The organism is Actinoplanes sp. NPDC051405, assembly GCF_055586185.1.
On record NZ_JBVJIR010000012.1, the window covers coordinates 85,933 to 98,830 of the forward strand.

Consider the following 12,898-nt stretch of genomic DNA (forward strand, 5'->3'; position numbering starts at 1 on the left):
CGGCGACGCTGCCTCAGCACTCGTCGTCGAGCGCGCTGGTGCCGTACGGTCCGGCGGCGACGCCCGGCGGCTGAGCAATCAGCGCCTCCCCGACCCGGCCGCCAGGTATTCGCCGCCGCAGGCCTCGGCCAGCCCGGCGCCGAAGAGCGCGGCCGGGGTGTAGGCGCCCGGCCGTCCGTCACCGGCGAGCAGCCGGCGGGCGATCTCCGCGGGCACCGCGCCGGTGTACGCCTGAGCCTCGCCGAGCCGCAGCCAGCCCTCCCGGGTCTCGCCGTCCGCCCAGGTCACGACCGCGTGGCCCCAGGAGTGCTCGCGCGGGCGGTCCGCCGCCTTGACGCGTGCCCCGGCGAGCCGGCGTTTGGCGAACTCGCGCAGCGGCGCCCAGTTCAGCAGCGCGAGGGCAGCGGCAGCACCGCCCGGACCGCAGGCGCGGAGGGAGCCTCGCTGGACGCGGAGACCACGAAGCGGGCGCCGCTCGCCCGCTGGGCCGCGAACAGCTCGCCGAGCGGCATGCTCGCCGTGGTCACCTCGGTGCCGTCCGGCAGGGTGAGGCGCCGGGCCTCGCCGCCGATCCGGGCCGGGGCCGGCCGGCCGTCCGCGATCTGCCGGCCCTGGAAGCGGCCGCCGCCGGGGACGCCGGGCAGGCCGTCCAGGATGGTGCCGGCCGGGGCCGCCCCGACGACCCCGGCCTCGATCGCCAGCGAGGGCACCATGTCGACCCGGATCCGCAGCGGGGCGGGACGGTCCGCGCACAGCTTCACGACGACGCTCTCGGTGGCGGTCACGCCGAACCCGGCGCCGGTGACGAGGGTGCGACCGGCCGTGGTCGCCGCGTCGTGCCGGCCGAGCGTGGTGGAGACCGCGGCGACGTCGTCGGCCAGGTCGACGTAGTGGCTGCCGGGCAGGCAGGCGCCGATGATCGGCCCGGCCGTCGTGGTGAACGGCCCGACCGTGCTGATGACCACGGCCGGGCGCTGCCGCCGGATCTCCGCGGCGGTGGCGTCGACCGAGCCGGCCACGACCGTCCGGCTGCCGGTCGGCTGCGCGGCGGCGGCCAGGCGGCTCGCGTCCCGCCCGACCAGGACCGCGGGCACACCGCGCCGGGCCCGCCGCTCTCGAGCTCTTCGCCGAGCAGGGCTTCGCCGCGACGACGGTCCCGCAGATCACCGCCCGGGCCGGGCTCACCACCCGCACGTTATTCCGGCACTACGCCGACAAGCGCGAGGTTCTGTTCGCCGGTGAGCACGAACTGCCCGAGCTGGCGCGCCGCATGATCGCCGAGGCGCCCCCGGCGGCCGACCCCCTCGCGCTGATCGTCGGCGCACTGCGGACCGTGGCGGACACCTGGTTCGAGGGCCGGCGGGACGAGGTGCGCCGGCGGCGTGAGATCGTGCGCTCCGACCCGGGCGTGGGCGAGCGGGAGCTGCGCAAGCGTGCGGGCATCCGCGAAGCGATCAGCACGGGCTTCCGCGAGCGGGGGTGCCGGCGATGACCGCGGCGCTGCTCGCCGAGACCGGCGTGACTCTGCTGCACGTGTCGATCCAGCAGTGGCTCGGCCAGGACGACGACCGGCCGCTGTGGCACTTCGCCGAGGCGGCGCTGGCCGCACTGCGGGCAGCGCCGCACGTTCCGGATACGGCAGTGACCGCGACGGGAATGTCCGCCGCGGCCACGCTCACCGGTGTATCCACTGTCCGATCAGGACGGCCTAGAGAACGGCCGCACGCTTGACTGCCACCACACTCAGCCGCCGGGCCACTGCCTCGTGCCCGTCGCCGGTCTCCCAGCCGGTGTCGGCCACGACCACGACGGCGCGACCGGTCCGGGCCACCACCACATAGGTGTCCTTGTTCGTCTCGGCGTAGTCGATGTACTCCCGGCGCCGCAGCAACAGCGACTCGTCCCCGGCCACGCCCGTGCCGACGACAGACCATCCGTGGCCACAGGTCGCCACAGCCTTGCGCAGCTGCGTCAGATACCGGTGGGCACCGTCGGACGCGTACGTCGCCACGTCGTTCACGATCACCGACGGGCGGTTGTCCACGCCGATCATCGCCTGCACGGTCCGGTGCTCCCGGCGCAGCCCGGCCGAGGAGTACGGGCCACACGGCTGCGGCGGCTGCAACGCGGCCCAGTAGTCGTCGGTGACCGTCGTGGTGTCCGCCCCGTTCAGATCCGCCGGCTGGAGCATCGCGGCGGCCGGCACGGCGTAGTTCGGCGCGGACGCGATGCGGTAGGTGAGCATCGTCGGCCGCTGATGGCGCGCGGCCCGCCCGATCAGCGCGACACAACCGGCAGCACCCGCACCGCCGTTACGGAACAGCTTCTCGTAGTTGCCCCGGGCGTCGGTGACCACGTTGTTGATCGCACCCCCGTCGAAGTCACAGTTGCTGTCGTACGCGGTGGCCAGCGCCTTCGACCGCAGCGGCCGCCCGGTGTCGGTGTAGTAGGCGCGCCCGTGGATCCGGAACCCGCCCCCGTCCAGCAGCGAGTAGCGCAATGTCACGGCGGGCCGGTGGGTGCCCCGTACCCGCAGCTTGGGGGACGCGGTCCCGGACAGCGCCTTGGTGACCGTGTTGCCGGCCGTGTCCGACGCCCCGGCCGACACGATCCGCACGGTGCCGTTCCAGGTGGACGGGACGTTGACGGTCGCGCTCCAGGTGCCGTCGGCCGCCGTTCCCGAGGTACGCGTCAGCACCGGCCGCAGCTTCGACTGGAAGCCTGGGACGGGCCCGAGGGTCAGCTGCGGGGACGGGCTCATGTCGTGCGGGTTGTCCAGCACACCGGACGGGTCGGTGAGGCGCAGGGACACCCGTACGGGGACGACGGCGAGCCCCCGGACCGCGACGGACGAACGGGAGAACCGGACGTCACGTATCTGCGGCGGTGACTTGTCGGCCGAGATCAGGGCCGGGCGGTGTGCCGTGGCGCCGGCCCAGGCGGGCGGTGCTCCGGTGGCGACCAGCGCCCCGGACAGCACGACGGCGACGGCAAGGGATTTCGGTACGGGTGCAAGCATGTCGGGCTCCGCTTCATGAGTGGACGGTCAGCAAGTTCGTCCACCGGTTCGCCCGTGATGGTTCGCTACTGTCGCCTACCTGACTGTCCCCGTACGGCTACGGAACGTGGCACGAGCGGGGGACATCCGGCCGTGCACCCCGGATGCATACTGAGCGCGGAGAGGACGCGCTATGCACGCTCCCGATGTCGAAGACCTGGCCCGCATCGCCTCCGCCGGCGATCTGGCCGCCCTCAATGTGCTCCTGGTGACGGTCCGCCCCGAAGTGCTGCGGGTCTGTGCCCGCCTGCTGCCCAACCGCGAGGACGCCGAGGAGGCGTGCCAGGACACCCTGCTGGCCGTCGCCCGTGGCCTGCCCCGTTTCGAGGGCCGCAGTGCCTTCCGGACGTGGATGTACCGCCTGGCCACCAACCGGGCCCGCTCGGCGTACCGCAGATCCCGCCCGGCCGCGGCGGCCGACAGCACCGACGTGCTGGCCGACGTGGCCGACCCGCGCCGGACCAGCATGGTCGCGACGACCCGGCTGGACCTGCTGGACGCCCTGGCCCGGCTGCGGCCGGAGCTGGCCGAGTCGGTGGCGCTGCGCGACGTGCTGGACCTAAGCTACGCCGAGATCGCGGCGCTGCACCAGGTGCCGGAAGGCACCGTGAAGTCCCGCATCCACCAGGCCCGGCGGGAGCTGCGCAAGCTGCTGACAGCCTGATGGGGCCACCGCGAGCGGTGACCCCATCATCGGCAGTGCTGTGCCGTCTGGTTACTCGTTCAGCGAGCAGGTGCCGAACTTCTCGAGACCCTCGGGCTTCGGCGCGTTGCGGCCGATCGCCGTCTCGATCCGGTTGAGGGTCGCGACCCGCTTGTCGGCCAGCGGGCCGAGGATCGCGTTCTGGATGAACGCCGGGCCGCCCTGGCCGACGCTCGACGCGATCCGCGCGTTCGCCTCGGCAATCTGGGTGTCGAGCAGCTCCAGGTTGCGGGTGACCTCGGCCGCCGCCTGCGCCGGGATGGCCGGCAGGCCGGTCACGTCGGGGCAGTTGACAGTCGGCGTGGCACCGCCCGCGGCGTCGTCGCCAGCGGCACCGTTGTCCGCCGGGACCTCGGTGGGCTCGGGAGCGGCCTCGCCGCCACCGTTCTCGTTCAGCGAGCAGGTGGCCAGGCCGTCCACGTCCAGCACCGGCTTCGCCGCGTTGCGGCCGATCGCCGTCGCCATCCGGTTGATGGTCGCGACGCGCTTGTCGGCCAGCGGGCCGAGGATCGCGTTCTGGATGAACGCCGGGCCGCCCTCGCCCTGGCTGCTGATCAGGCGCTTGTTGGCCTCGGCGATCTGCGTGTTCAGCAGGGCCAGGTTGCGCTCGATCTCGGCCTGGGCCTGCGCGGGCACGGCGCCCAGCTCCCCGGCGACCTCGGGACAGTTCACGGTCGGGGCGCCACCGGCCTCGCCGCCGTCGGCGCCGGAGTCGTCACCGCCGGCCGGGGGCACCTCGGTGGGCTCGGGGGCGGCGGTTCCGCCGCCCTCGTTCAGCGAGCAGGTGGCCAGGCCGTCCACGTCCAGCACCGGCTTCGCCGCGTTGCGGCCGATCGCGGTGGCCATCCGGTTGATGGTCGCGACGCGCTTGTCCTGCAGAGGCCCGAGAATCGCGTTCTGGATGAAGTTCTTGCCACCCTCGCCCTGGCTGGTGATCAGGCGCTTGTTGGCCTCGGCGATCTGCGTGTTCAGCAGGGCCAGGTTGCGCTGGATCTCCGCCTGGGCCTGCGCCGGCACGGCACCGAGGGCACCGGCGACGGCCGGGCAGTTGACCGTGGGGGCGGTGGATTCGCCGGCGGATGCCACACCCAGGCCGACGCCGACGAGTGCCACGGCGACTGCGCCTACACCGGCGATCTGCCAGCGCCGGGCGGGAGTACGGGAGCGATTCATTCTGTCGCCTGAGCCTTCCTGTCGTAGGACCTCGGTCCTCAATACGGAAGCGCTCCCAGAATGGATCAAAACAATTTTCAGACCTCCGGCAACGGGCCGGCCGACCCCACGATCTCCCAGCTGACGCCCGGTGCCAGCCGGTACGGACCGGTCGCCACCAGGGCACCGATGGCCTTGCGGAGCCGGGAGACCTCAGCCCGTACGGTCACCACGTGGGCGTCGTCGCCGTAGAGCGCGCGACTGAGCCGGCCGGCGCTCAGTCCCTGCGGGCCGGCGGCGTGCAGCAGCGTCAGGATCTCGGCGTGCCGGCGGGTCAGCGGCGCGCGCCACAGCGAGTCCTCCCCCGCCACCGACAGCACCGGTGCGCCCGTACGGTCCAGCGAGGCCCGGATGCCGGCCGCCGGACCGGCCGGGCGCACGATCCAGCCCTCGGCGAGCCGCTCCGGCAGGCACAGTCCGAGACCCGGCACGGCCAGAGCGGTGTCCGCCCGGGGCACGGCGATCCGGTCGCGGACGGCCACGCCCGCGTGGTGCGCCACCCAGCCGTGGTCGTCGACGACCAGCAGCGGGCCCGTCGCGGTGCTGACGACGTGCTCGGCCGAGCGGCGCAGGCGGTCCAGCCGGGCCGCGTGGTGACGCCACAGCTGCGACTCGGCCAGCCGTACGCCGGTCTCGACCAGCGCCGCGATCGCCGGGTGCAGGGTGAGCGCCGGACCGCTGACGTCGACGATGCCCAGCAGCTCCCCGGTGCGCGGGTCGTGGATCGGGTGGGCGCTGCAGTACCAGGCGTGCTGCGCCTGCTCGAAGTGCTCGGCGGAGAACAGCTGCACCGGCGCCGCCTCGACCAGCGCGGTGCCGATGGCGTTGGTGCCCACTGTGGACTCGGTCCAGGTCGCGCCCTCGCCGAACCCGAGCGTGTCGGCGCGGCGCAGCACGGCCGGTCCGCCGACCCGCCACAGGATCACCCCGTCGGCGTCGGTCACCACCAGCAGGGCGACGTGCTGGATCACCTGGGCCAGCTCACCGACGATCAGGTGCAGCGGGGACTCGCGGCGGCGGCGTTCGATCTCTTCCCGGGGATGCGGGTCGCGGGCGTTGGCGCCGTCCGGATCGAGCCCGGTGCGCAGGACCCGCGACCAGGAACGGGCGACCACGGCCCGGGGCCGGGCCGGCGCGCTGCGGCCGCCGAGGACCGCGTCGTGCACCCGGACCAGCTCGCGGGCGTGCCGGGACAGATCCGTGCCGGGCCGGACCGCGCTCAGCTCGCCCACGCCCGGCCTCCTCCCGACCCGGCGAGCGTAACCCGCTCACTGTGACCGCCGCCACACCCGTGGTGTGCAACTCCTTGCAACCCTGGTGCGGCGCGGGCGCCGGTCGTGTGCTGGCAGGCATGACAGAGACACGAGAGCGGGTCCAGGCGTGGCTCACGGCGTTCGAGGCCGCGCTGCACGACCGGGACATCCCGCGGGCCGCCGCCCTGTTCGGCGCCGACAGCTTCTGGCGCGACCTGGTCGCGTTCTCCTGGAACATCACCACGGTGGAGGGCCCGGACGGCGTGACCGACCTGCTCACCACCCGCCTCGACGACGTGGACCCGGGCGGCTTCACGATCGACGGCGAACCGGCCGAGGCCGACGGGGTCACCGAGGCGTGGCTGCGCTTCGAGACCCGCGTCGGGCGCGGCACCGGTCACCTGCGGCTGCGCGACGGCCGGGCCTGGACGCTGCTGACCACGCTGCGCGAGCTCAAGGGCTTCGAGGAGGGCCGGCCGCAGGGGGTCGAGCACGAGCTGCGGCCCGGGCGCCGCTCCTGGCGCGAGGAGCGGGAGACCGAGGAGCAGACCCTGGGGTACGAGCGCCAGCCGTACGTGGTCGTCATCGGCGGCGGGCAGGGTGGCATCGCCCTGGGCGCCCGGCTGCGGCAGCTCGGCGTACCGGCGCTGGTGCTGGACCGGCACGAGCGCCCCGGCGACCAGTGGCGCGGACGCTACAAGAGCCTCTGCCTGCACGACCCGGTCTGGTACGACCACCTGCCGTACCTGCCGTTCCCGAAGAACTGGCCGGTGTTCGCGCCCAAGGACAAGATCGCCGACTGGTTGGAGATGTACACCCGGGTCATGGAGGTGCCGTACTGGTCGAAGGCGGAGGTCCGCTCGGCCCGCTACGACGCCGAGGCGGGCCGGTGGCAGGTCACGGTGGACCGCGACGGCGAATCCGTGGAGCTGCGCCCGGCCCAGCTGGTGTTCGCCACCGGCATGTCCGGCAAGGCCAACTATCCGAGCCTGCCGGGCCAGGACGTGTTCCGCGGCGAGCAACACCACTCCAGCCGGCATCCCGGCCCGGAGGCGTACCGGGGGCGCAAGGTGGTGGTGATCGGCTCGAACAACTCGGCCTTCGACATCTGCGGGGCGCTGTGGGAGCACGACGCCGACGTGACCATGGTCCAGCGTTCCTCGACGCACATCGTCAAGTCCGCGTCGCTGATGGAGATCGGGCTGGGCGCGCTCTACTCCGAGGAGGCCGTCGAGGCGGGGGTCAGCACCGAACGGGCCGACCTGATCTTCGCGTCGCTGCCGTACCGGATCATGCATGAGTTCCAGATCCCGCTGTACGAGCAGATGGCCGAACGCGATCACGATTTCTACACCCGCCTGGAGAAGGCCGGCTTCCAGCACGACTGGGGCGACGACGGGTCCGGGCTGTTCATGAAGTACCTGCGCCGCGGCTCCGGCTACTACATCGACGTGGGCGCCGCCGAGCTCGTCGCGGACGGCCGGATCAAGCTCGCCCACGGTCAGGTCGACCACCTGACCGAGACGTCCGTGGTGCTGGCCGACGGCACCGAGCTGGAGGCGGACCTGGTCGTCTACGCCACCGGCTACGGCTCGATGAACGGCTGGGTCGCCGACCTGGTCGACCGGGAGACCGCGGACCGGGTCGGCAAGGTGTGGGGCCTGGGCTCGGGCACCACCAAGGATCCCGGGCCGTGGGAGGGCGAGCAGCGCAACATGTGGAAGCCGACCCAGCAGGAGAACCTGTGGTTCCACGGCGGCAACCTGCACCAGTCGCGGCACTATTCGCTCTACCTGGCCCTGCAGCTCAAGGCGCGCTACGAGGGCCTGCCGACGCCCGTCTACCGGCTGGCCGAGGTGCACCACCCGGGCTGACCCCGCCGGGTCCGGTCGTGCGGGCCCGGCGTCCACCGGGCCCGCACGATCGGGGTCAGTCGCCCTCGGGCGGGTCGACCAGCGGCCAGCCACCGGCGGCGAGCCGGGCCGAGACCCGGACCACGTCCTCGGGCGTGGCCTCCTGCAACAGCGACGAGCTGATCATCTGCTCGATGTCGGCGGTGCTGATCGGGTCGTCACCGGCGAGCACGGACTGGTCCGCGAGGTCCACGGCGATCTTGCGGACCTCCTCCTCGGTCAGCTTGCGGCGCAGCACCCCGAGCAGGGCCACGTAGTCCCCGCGCGGCACACCGGTCGGGTAACCGGCGCGCAGCCACTCGACGGCCCGGGTCATGAAGTTCGAACGGGAATCGGTCACGGACGCCCCCGGTCACTTGTCCACGATGGTCGGGTAGAGGTGCTCAAAGCTCAGCGCCTTGCCGAAGCCGCTGGCCACGATGAACGTGATACCCAGCACGACGCCGAGCACCACGATCGCGAACAGCAGATAACCGGTCACCGTGCCGATCGGGTGCGCCCTGGGGCCGGACACCCCCGACTCGTGCACCTCGGCGTCGCCGCCCGCGCCGTAGGCCAGGGAACGGATGCCCAGGGCGAACAGGGCCGGCAGCCCGGCGCCGAGGACGATGCTGGCCAGCAGGACTTTCCACGCGCCCTCGAGGGCGAATCCCAGGTTGTGCATGTCGCAGGCCCTCTCAGCTCGCCGTGCCGGCGGGGACGCGGTCGGCGGCCGGCGCCGCTTCCCACTCGTCGTTGACGTTGTTGTGGTCGACCGGTGTGCGGCGCGACCGCAGATACATGCCGAGCGCGGCGGCGACGAGGATCGCGGTCACCGCGATCGCGCCGGCGAGCCCGCCGCCGAGCAGGTCGGTCACCCACCACATCAGGGCGCCGACGAGCGCGGCGGCCGGCAGGGTGATGAGCCAGGCGGCGACCATGCGCCCGGCGACCCGCCAGCGCACCCGCGCCCCGGGCCGGCCGACCCCGGAGCCCAGGATCGAGCCGGTGGCGACGTGCGTCGTGGAGAGCGCGAAGCCCAGGTGGCTGGAGGACAGGATCACCGCGGCCGCGGCGGACTCGGCGGCCAGGCCCTGCGGCGGGGCGATCTCCACCAGGCCCTTGCCGAGCGTGCGGATGATCCGCCAGCCGCCGAGGTAGGTGCCCAGCGCGATGGCCAGGGCGCAGGAGGCCTTCACCCAGAACGGAATGTTCCCGGTGTCGGTCCAGTCGCCCGCGGCGATCAGGGCGAGGGTGATGACGCCCATGGTCTTCTGCGCGTCGTTGGTGCCGTGGGCCAGCGAGACCAGCGAGGCGCTGCCGATCTGGCCCCAGCGGAAGCCGTTGTCGGTGAAGCGCTGGGCGACGCCCACGGTGAGCCGGTAGATCAGCCAGGTGCCGGCGGCGGCGACGGCACCGGCGATGACCGGCGACATCAGCGCCGGCAGGATGACCTTGCCGATGACGCCGTCGAGCTTGCTGCCGTCGCCGTTCCAGTTGACCCCGGCCCAGCCCAGGCCCGCGATGCTGGCGCCGATGAGGCCGCCGAACAGCGCGTGCGACGAGCTCGACGGCAGGCCGAGCAGCCAGGTCAGCAGGTTCCAGACGATGCCGCCGACCAGGCCCGCGAGGATGATCAGCAACAGCGCCGAGCCGCCGTCGGCGAGCAGCTCCGGCTTCGGCGTGCCGTTGGAGTTCTGGATCTTCACCACGGCGTTGGTGACGGTCAGCGCGACCTCGACGGAGAGGAAGGCGCCGATGAGGTTGAGGATGCCGGAAAGGGCGACGGCGACCTTCGGCCGGAGGGCACGGGTGGCGATGGAGGTGGCCATCGCGTTGGCGGTGTCGTGGAACCCGTTCGTGAAATCGAACCCGAGGGCGGTGATGACCACCAGGGCGAGAATCACGGAAGTCTCTGTCACACGCCGATGGTCGCGCCCCGGATCAACCTGCAAAAGGGGTGGTCCGGCAACGCGTGGGAAATTTCATCAGCGTTGCCGGAGCCGCCGCCGGAAGGTCACCGAACGCTCACCGGCCGCCAGGTTTGCCTCAGAAAGCCTCCGCGTCGGCCGTGCGGATCGCCTCCACCAGGATGCCCAGGCCCTCGCGCGCCTCGTCCTCGGTCAGCGTCAGCGGCGGGCCCATCCGCAGCACGTTGCCGTACAGGCCGCCCTTGCCGACCAGCAGGCCGCCCTTGCGGCACTCGTCGAAGACGCGCATGGTCGCGGCCGGGTCCGGCTCGGTGGTGCCCGGCCGGACGAATTCGATGCCGATCATCAGGCCGCGGCCGCGGACCTCGCCCACGATCTTCGTCCCCGCGGCCGCCGCGCCCAGCCCTTCGAGCAGGATCGCGCCGGTGCGCTTCGCATTGGCCTGCAGGTCGTGGTCGAGCACGTAGTCCAGCACGGCGTTGCCCGCGGCCGTGGAGACCGGGTTGCCGCCGAAGGTGGAGAAGCTGGTCGCCGGGACCGCGTTGACCAGTTCCGCGCGGCCCACCACGCCGGCCAGCGCGAAGCCGTTGCCGATGCCCTTGGCGAAGGTGATCAGGTCGGGCTGCACGTCGTGCGCCTGATAACCCCAGAAGTGCTCACCGGTACGGCCCCAGCCGGTCTGCACCTCGTCGGCGATCAGCAGGATCCCGTGGTTGTCGAGCTCCTTCTTCAGCGCGCCGAGCAGCCCGTCCGGGGCGTGCACGAAGCCGCCGACGCCCTGGATCGGCTCGGCGATCAGCGCCGCGACGTCGCCCGCGGTGGTGGTGGCCAGCACCTCGCGCAGGTCCTCGACCGCGGCGTCGATGTGCTCGCTGTCGGACAGGCCCTTCATCCGGCCGCGCAGCCGTTCGCCGGAGTGCAGCCAGGACACCGAGATCGGGCTGAGCGCACTGGCGGACCAGCTGCGGTGCCCGGTGATCGCCATCGCCGCGAAGGACCGGCCGTGGTAGCTGTTGCGGATGGCCAGGATCTGGTTGGACCGGCGGAAGTTGGTGGTGAACAGCAGCGCGGCCTCGTTGGCCTCGGTGCCCGAGTTGGTGAAGAAGACCCGGGCGTCCGGGATGCCGGAGACCCGGGCGATCTTCTCGGCCAGCTCGACCTGCTGCCGGATCAGGTACAGGGTCGAGCTGTGCACGATGCCGGTGGCCAGCTGGCGCTCCACGGCCTCGCGCACCTCGGCGATGTCGTAGCCCAGCATGTTGGTCAGCACGCCGCCGAAGAAGTCCAGGTAGCTGCGGCCGTTCGCGTCGGTCACCCGGCGGCCGGAGCCACTCACCAGCTCGATCGCGTCGTCGCCGTAGTAGGTCGTCACCCAGGAGGGCAGCACGGCCTGGTGCCGGGCGAGCAGGTCATCGGTCACGGGGTCCTCCAAGGGAGTCAGCGCCAGCCCCGCGGGTGCGGGCGGGAACGGGGGCCGCTGCCGCGCGCGGACGCGCCGGCGGCGGAAGCAAGAGTCCGGGCCAGGGAGTCGAAGTCGTCGCGGACCAGCCCGGCGGTGACCCGGACGTGCTCTACGCCGAGCCCGGTGACCTCGAACGGCGCGCCCGGGGCGACCGCGATGCCGTGTGCGGCCAGGGCGAGCATGGCCATCTGCTGATCCTCGACGGTCAGCCAGAGATTGATGCCGTCCGCGGCGGTCGCCGTGGCGCCGTGCGCGGCCAAGGCGGTGAGCAGGGCTGACCGGCGCTCGGCGTAGGCCTGGCGGGCGGCGGCGACCTGGGCGATCGCGTCGGCGTCGGTGAGCAGGTCGAGCAGCACCGCCTGGAGCAGGCGGCTGGACCAGCCGGGCCCGAGCAGCCGCCGGTCGGCCACCGCGGTGATCAGCGGCGCCGGACCGGCCAGGGCGGCCAGCCGCAGGTCCGGGCCGTGGCTCTTGGAGAAGCCGGCGACGTGCACCGTCCGGTCCGGCAGCCGGCTGCCCAGGCTGACCGGGGGCGCGGTGGCGATGTCGCCGGCGTGGTCGTCCTCGACGATCGTGACCTCCGGGTACGCGGCCAGCGCGTCGGCGAGCTCACCGGCCCGGCGCGCGGTCATGCTGATCCCGGTCGGGTTGTGCGCCCGCGGCTGCAGATAGACCGCGACCGGGTCGTACGTCTTCAGCGCCTCCCCCAGCGCGTCCGGGCACATCCCCTGCTCGTCGATCGGCACCCCCACCACGGTGGCCCCGACCGCCTCGAGCAGGTCGAGCACCGGCGGGAAGGCGGGGTTCTCCACCACCACGTGGTCGCCGAAGCGGACCAGGGTGGCGGTCACCCGGTCCAGGGCGTCCAGCGCCCCGTCGACCACGGTGAGCTGATCCGGCGGGTACGGCCAGCGCTGCCGCAGCACCTGCTCCAGCGGCGGCAGCACGGCGGCGTCGAGGTAACTCGTGGTGAGCCGGGCATCCCCGACGCGCTTGAGCGACTCGGTGACGCTGGGCAGCAGGTCGTGGTCGGGCACGCCGGTGGAGTAGTCCCGGGCCACCCCGGTCAGCAGGCCGTGCAGCTGGGCGTACCGCAGGCGCTGGCGGGGCAGGACCGGGGCAGCGACGAACGAGCCGGACCGGCCCCGGGTCTGGATCGCCCCGGCCCGGCTCAGGCTGCGCCAGGCCTCACTCACCGTGGTCGGGCTGACCCCGAGCTCGCGGGCGACGTCGCGCACGGTGGGCAGCCGCGCCCCGACCGGCAGCTCACCGGCGGTGACGAGCCGGCTGACCGCCGCGGCGATGCCCCGGGCGCTGCGGTCGTCGACCGCGCCCGTGATGAGCCCCAGCAAACCGCCCGACCTCCCGCCGCCGCCCGGCGCGCTTC

General features: G+C 73.1%; 14 protein-coding genes. 4 read left to right on the forward strand and 10 right to left on the reverse strand.

What is annotated here, in order from left to right:
- Positions 1–78: 78 nt before the first annotated feature.
- Together ACZ6S4_RS25190 and ACZ6S4_RS25195 are read right to left on the reverse strand one after the other, a co-directional pair.
- A complete protein-coding gene (locus tag ACZ6S4_RS25190) occupies positions 79–288 on the reverse strand; it encodes a hypothetical protein (RefSeq protein ID WP_465477260.1) in 210 nt (69 codons plus the stop codon).
- Positions 289–386: 98 nt separating this feature from the next.
- Positions 387–1,094 (reverse strand): hypothetical protein, encoded by a 708-nt coding sequence (locus ACZ6S4_RS25195; RefSeq protein ID WP_465477261.1) that lies wholly within the window; start codon positions 1,092–1,094, stop codon positions 387–389.
- A gap of 176 nt (positions 1,095–1,270) precedes the next feature.
- Between ACZ6S4_RS25195 and ACZ6S4_RS25200 the strand changes: the two genes are divergently transcribed.
- Both ACZ6S4_RS25200 and ACZ6S4_RS25205 read left to right on the forward strand, forming a co-directional pair.
- Positions 1,271–1,492 (forward strand): hypothetical protein, encoded by a 222-nt coding sequence (locus ACZ6S4_RS25200; RefSeq protein WP_465477262.1) that lies wholly within the window; start codon positions 1,271–1,273, stop codon positions 1,490–1,492.
- The gene (locus ACZ6S4_RS25205) at positions 1,489–1,731 is read left to right on the forward strand and encodes a hypothetical protein (protein ID WP_465477263.1); all 243 of its coding nucleotides are present in this window, start codon (positions 1,489–1,491) and stop codon (positions 1,729–1,731) included. Before ACZ6S4_RS25200 ends, ACZ6S4_RS25205 begins: the two co-directional genes overlap by 4 nt.
- On the opposite strand, the gene ACZ6S4_RS25210 is transcribed toward ACZ6S4_RS25205, so the two are convergent.
- Positions 1,709–3,019, reverse strand: a complete 1,311-nt coding sequence (locus ACZ6S4_RS25210) for a hypothetical protein (RefSeq protein WP_465477264.1) — start codon at positions 3,017–3,019, stop codon at positions 1,709–1,711. The two genes, ACZ6S4_RS25205 and ACZ6S4_RS25210, sit on opposite strands and share 23 nt — an antisense overlap.
- Positions 3,020–3,191: 172 nt before the next feature.
- Here ACZ6S4_RS25210 and ACZ6S4_RS25215 point away from each other — a divergent pair, with 172 nt between their 5' ends.
- The gene (locus tag ACZ6S4_RS25215; RefSeq protein ID WP_465477265.1) at positions 3,192–3,722 is read left to right on the forward strand and encodes an RNA polymerase sigma factor; all 531 of its coding nucleotides are present in this window, start codon (positions 3,192–3,194) and stop codon (positions 3,720–3,722) included.
- Between the two features lie 51 nt (positions 3,723–3,773).
- On the opposite strand, the gene ACZ6S4_RS25220 is transcribed toward ACZ6S4_RS25215, so the two are convergent.
- On the reverse strand, positions 3,774–4,934 hold the full coding sequence (locus ACZ6S4_RS25220) for a hypothetical protein (RefSeq protein WP_465477266.1): 1,161 nt from the start codon (positions 4,932–4,934) through the stop codon (positions 3,774–3,776).
- 77 nt (positions 4,935–5,011) lie between these two features.
- The gene (locus tag ACZ6S4_RS25225) at positions 5,012–6,205 is read right to left on the reverse strand and encodes a helix-turn-helix domain-containing protein (RefSeq protein ID WP_465477267.1); all 1,194 of its coding nucleotides are present in this window, start codon (positions 6,203–6,205) and stop codon (positions 5,012–5,014) included.
- 119 nt (positions 6,206–6,324) lie between these two features.
- On the opposite strand from ACZ6S4_RS25225, the gene ACZ6S4_RS25230 reads away from it, so the two are divergent.
- Positions 6,325–8,100 (forward strand): NAD(P)-binding domain-containing protein, encoded by a 1,776-nt coding sequence (locus tag ACZ6S4_RS25230; RefSeq protein ID WP_465477268.1) that lies wholly within the window; start codon positions 6,325–6,327, stop codon positions 8,098–8,100.
- A gap of 55 nt (positions 8,101–8,155) precedes the next feature.
- On the opposite strand, the gene ACZ6S4_RS25235 is transcribed toward ACZ6S4_RS25230, so the two are convergent.
- The 5 genes from ACZ6S4_RS25235 to ACZ6S4_RS25255 form a co-directional block, all read right to left on the reverse strand.
- A complete protein-coding gene (locus ACZ6S4_RS25235; protein ID WP_360831594.1) occupies positions 8,156–8,479 on the reverse strand; it encodes a DUF3349 domain-containing protein in 324 nt (107 codons plus the stop codon).
- A 12-nt stretch (positions 8,480–8,491) separates the two neighbouring features.
- Positions 8,492–8,803, reverse strand: coding sequence for a hypothetical protein (locus ACZ6S4_RS25240; protein ID WP_465477269.1), 312 nt, complete (start codon positions 8,801–8,803; stop codon positions 8,492–8,494).
- A gap of 13 nt (positions 8,804–8,816) precedes the next feature.
- Positions 8,817–10,040 (reverse strand): inorganic phosphate transporter, encoded by a 1,224-nt coding sequence (locus tag ACZ6S4_RS25245; protein WP_465477270.1) that lies wholly within the window; start codon positions 10,038–10,040, stop codon positions 8,817–8,819.
- Between the two features lie 127 nt (positions 10,041–10,167).
- On the reverse strand, positions 10,168–11,469 hold the full coding sequence (locus tag ACZ6S4_RS25250) for an aspartate aminotransferase family protein (RefSeq protein WP_465477271.1): 1,302 nt from the start codon (positions 11,467–11,469) through the stop codon (positions 10,168–10,170).
- A gap of 17 nt (positions 11,470–11,486) precedes the next feature.
- Entirely contained in the window at positions 11,487–12,863 is a 1,377-nt protein-coding gene (locus ACZ6S4_RS25255) for an aminotransferase-like domain-containing protein (RefSeq protein ID WP_465477272.1), read from the reverse strand.
- Positions 12,864–12,898: the final 35 nt, after the last annotated feature.

Coding starts and splice junctions, on each gene's coding strand:
- ACZ6S4_RS25200 (WP_465477262.1), top strand. CDS start 1,271: ATGATCGCCGAGGCGCCCCCGGCGGCCGACCCCCTCGCGCTGATCGTC.
- ACZ6S4_RS25205 (WP_465477263.1), top strand. CDS start 1,489: ATGACCGCGGCGCTGCTCGCCGAGACCGGCGTGACTCTGCTGCACGTG.
- ACZ6S4_RS25210 (WP_465477264.1), bottom strand. CDS start 3,019: ATGCTTGCACCCGTACCGAAATCCCTTGCCGTCGCCGTCGTGCTGTCC.
- ACZ6S4_RS25215 (WP_465477265.1), top strand. CDS start 3,192: ATGCACGCTCCCGATGTCGAAGACCTGGCCCGCATCGCCTCCGCCGGC.
- ACZ6S4_RS25220 (WP_465477266.1), bottom strand. CDS start 4,934: ATGAATCGCTCCCGTACTCCCGCCCGGCGCTGGCAGATCGCCGGTGTA.
- ACZ6S4_RS25230 (WP_465477268.1), top strand. CDS start 6,325: ATGACAGAGACACGAGAGCGGGTCCAGGCGTGGCTCACGGCGTTCGAG.
- ACZ6S4_RS25240 (WP_465477269.1), bottom strand. CDS start 8,803: ATGCACAACCTGGGATTCGCCCTCGAGGGCGCGTGGAAAGTCCTGCTG.